Here is a 1,434-nt window from a genome sequence, read left to right on the forward strand (position 1 = left end):
CCCCCAGGCCCCGCGCCCCTGGCCGCCCGAGGCCCCGGGCCGACCTGGCGGAGATCAACCGGGCGATGACCGAGGCCATGGCCCTGCGGGACGGCGAGGCCTGGTCGTTCGAGGCCGTGCGGCTGGATGTCCTGGCCGCCCAGGCCGCCGAACTCTACCAGCCCCTGGCCGAGGAACGCCGCGTCGAGATCCAGGTCGTGGGCGAGCCGGTGTCGGTGCTCGGCGTCCGCTCCCTGCTTCAGCGCGCGGTCGCCAACCTGGTCGACAATGCGGTGAAGTTCTCGCCGGACGGCGGTGTGGTCACCCTGACGGTCGGGGCCGACGACGGCCGCCCCCGGCTGACGGTCGCCGACCAGGGCCCGGGTTTTGCCGCGCGGCCGCGACGGCCGGAACCGACGGGCGCGAAAGCCATGGCATGGGCCTGGCCTTCGTGCGCGCCATCCTGAAGCGTCACGGCGGCGCAATGACGATTGATGACGCCGCGCCAGGGGCGGTCGTCACGGCGCAATTCTCACGCTAGGGTCATGATCCAGAACAGGGGATTGAGTATGCGGCGCACCATCTTCCGGGCAGGCTTGGCTCTGGTCGCGGCGGCGCCGCTCCTGGCGGCCGGTGGAGCCTGGGCCCAGTCCGCGCCGCAGTTCCCGCTGCCCTATGACGCCGAGCGCGGCGTGTTCACCTTCGCCACGGGCCTGGAGCAGGCCCTGCCGGCGGTCGTCCAGGTCACCACCCTGGGGCAGTCCGAAGGGCCCAGTTCCGGCGAGAACGAGCCCAAGCCGAGCGCCAGCGGGTCCGGCGCCATCCTCGACGCCGCCGAGGGGATCGTCGTCACCAACAATCACGTCGTCGAAGGCGGGCGGAAATTCACCGTCGACCTGACCGACGGCCGCATCTTCGACGCCGTCCTGGTCGGCACCGACAAGGCCACGGACCTGGCCGTGCTGAAGATCGTCGCGCCGGGCCTTTCGCAGATCGAAGTGGCCAGCTCCGACACCCTGCGCACCGGCGACCTGGCCTTCGCGGTCGGCTATCCCCTGGGCCTGGACCAGACGCTGACCATGGGCGTCATCTCGGGCCTGGGCCGGTCCGGCATGGGCGACCGCATCGAGGACTACATCCAGACCGACGCGGCGGTGAACTCGGGCAACTCGGGCGGGCCGCTGCTGGACAGCCGGGGGCGGCTGATCGGCATCAACACCTCCATCCTGTCGGGCGGCGGCGGCGGCAACGACGGCATCGCCTTCGCGGTGCCCAGCCGCATCATGATGTACGTGGTCGCCCAGTTGCGCGCCAACGGCGAGGTCCGGCGCGGCGTCACCGGCGCCATCCTGGGTTCCCTCAACGCCGAGCGGGCGCGCACCCTTGGCCTGGGCATCGTCCGGGGAGCGGTGATCGAGGACGTGGCGCGGGCTCCGCGGCCGAAGCCGCGGCCTG

The 1,434-nt window shown here is 72.2% G+C and carries 2 protein-coding genes; both read left to right on the forward strand.

Annotated elements, in window-relative coordinates:
• Positions 1 to 446, forward strand: a 446-nt coding sequence (locus tag AC2W7C_RS17910; RefSeq protein ID WP_486002569.1) for an ATP-binding protein, incomplete at its 5' end; no start/stop codon positions are given.
• 102 nt (positions 447 to 548) lie between these two features.
• Positions 549 to 1,434 (forward strand): S1C family serine protease (locus AC2W7C_RS17915; protein WP_486002570.1); only part of this gene is annotated, 886 nt, incomplete at its 3' end.

The organism is Brevundimonas sp. CURTG3B2_SDJG (genome assembly GCF_057364705.1).